The organism is Persicitalea sp., from assembly GCF_041751555.1.
GTDB lineage: Bacteria > Bacteroidota > Bacteroidia > Cytophagales > Spirosomataceae > Persicitalea.
Map to the genome: position 1 here is coordinate 1 of NZ_JBGSXF010000447.1, position 1,624 is coordinate 1,624.

3 protein-coding genes and 1 pseudogene are annotated in these 1,624 nt (G+C 49.7%); 2 read left to right on the top strand and 2 right to left on the bottom strand.

All coding sequences use genetic code 11. From position 1 onward, the window contains the following. The coding region (locus ACEW8P_RS15710; RefSeq protein ID WP_373514029.1) for a glycoside hydrolase family 88 protein at window positions 1-445 on the top strand (445 nt) is incomplete at its 5' end. A gap of 195 nt (window positions 446-640) precedes the next feature. Here ACEW8P_RS15710 and ACEW8P_RS15715 read toward each other — a convergent pair. Together ACEW8P_RS15715 and ACEW8P_RS15720 are read right to left on the bottom strand one after the other, a co-directional pair. Then, window positions 641-1,012, bottom strand: coding sequence for a type II toxin-antitoxin system VapC family toxin (locus tag ACEW8P_RS15715; RefSeq protein ID WP_373514030.1), 372 nt, complete (start codon window positions 1,010-1,012; stop codon window positions 641-643). Continuing rightward, on the bottom strand, window positions 999-1,169 hold the full coding sequence (locus ACEW8P_RS15720) for a hypothetical protein (protein ID WP_373514031.1): 171 nt from the start codon (window positions 1,167-1,169) through the stop codon (window positions 999-1,001). The genes ACEW8P_RS15715 and ACEW8P_RS15720 overlap by 14 nt, the downstream gene beginning before the upstream one ends. Window positions 1,170-1,268: 99 nt before the next feature. Between ACEW8P_RS15720 and ACEW8P_RS15725 the strand changes: the two are divergent. Further along, window positions 1,269-1,624: pseudogene (locus ACEW8P_RS15725) on the top strand (hypothetical protein); the annotation flags it as partial.

Sequence of the window (1,624 nt, forward strand, 5' to 3'; positions counted from 1 at the left end):
CTGGGGACGGGGCTATACCTGGTTTTTGCTCGGGTTGGTCCGCACCGCTACGGTCATTGGGGAAGACAAGGCATTCGCGCAGGATGCGCGACTGAAAAGGATACGGGAAGCTTATGTCCATTACGCGCAGCTTACGCTCCAGCATCAACAGCCCGACCACGGCTGGCGCGGGTACCTCGATCTCCCGGAAACCCCCTATGACGCCTCCGCTACGGCAGGCCTTGGCGCGGCGCTGCTGTATGGCCAACGAGCCGGCTGGCTACCGGAACTACCCGAAAAGCGCCTGGTGGACATCCGGCTGCGGCTGGAAAAAAGCCTCACCCCCGATGGCTTTCTGACGGGTAGTTGCCAGATCAACCGCGGCGGGGAGACTTTGCAAAAGAGCAGCTACCGGGTTATTTCCCAGTACGTGATGGGTCTGATGGCGCATCTTTATACCATTTAGTTTTACAAAAAAGTAAAGAAAAACTTTCACTTAGATTTCCGTATGAACATCTTTCAACGATTCCCTCTATTCTATTTCCTGGCCTCGATATCGCTTGTTAACCCAACGTTTGCCCAAACCAACTACAACTGGAAGCAACTCGGCGAGTTCAAAACCCGTGACGCCAAAGACATCAAGTCCAGCACTTTATTAACGCTAAGGCTGATACAAAACGAACAACAATTCCTCTATCTGACCAAAGTGCCTATCTGCCGAAAGAAGGGGAATTCCCAGGAAAATAGCCGTGGCGCAAATAATTGCATCGGGTAGTTTGAGCGAATACTTACGACGAAGCTGGACGGTAATGTCTTTTATTCCTTGGTTGATATCTAATATGGCACATTCATCCAGAAAGTATCGCAGGGAGTGCTCTTCGTTTGGAGTTATTTTTCTGAAACCAAGCAACTCCAACTCGTTGATGAAGGAAAGGGTGAAATCCTTCTCTTTGAGAAAGTCTTGTAGTACCGCATCACCTTGAAGCAGATAGAGTATTATGTTGGTATCTAGAACAACGTTATTCCCATTCATTCCGCATCCTTTTCTGTATTTCCAGGGGATCGCCCGATATTTTTACGGTACCCACGTACTTATCGAAATCGTGCTTGGGTGATCGGGACTCGTTGATTTGCTTCAATTTCTCATTGATTTCGTCCCCCGAAATTCCCTTTTTCAAAATGATCGTCATATTTCGTTTGTGTTTTGTAAGATGAATATAAGCAATAACTCAATCAGTTTCAAAATTAACTCTCTTTTTTCAATACTATCAATCAATATAAATTGCCAAATGGTTCATTCAAATCTTGTTTTAGTGTTCTTGGTGCTGGTTAGTTTATCCTTCGAGCCCGCCCACGCCCAAACCACCTACGCCTACAACCAACTCGGCGAGTTCAAAACCCGCGACGCCAAAGACATCGCGTCCAGCACCTGGTCGATCGGCGGCGAGACGATGGACCGTGACTACACCGACTACCAGTCCTACAAAAAGTACCTCGGCCCACTGGGGGCCAAGCGCATCCGCCTGCAGGGCGGCTGGGCCCGCACCGAAAAGGTAAAAGGCCAGTACGATTTCGGCTGGCTCGACGCCGTGATTCCCGATGCTGCCGCGCGGGGCGTCGCACCCTGGGTGGAGCTATCGTACGG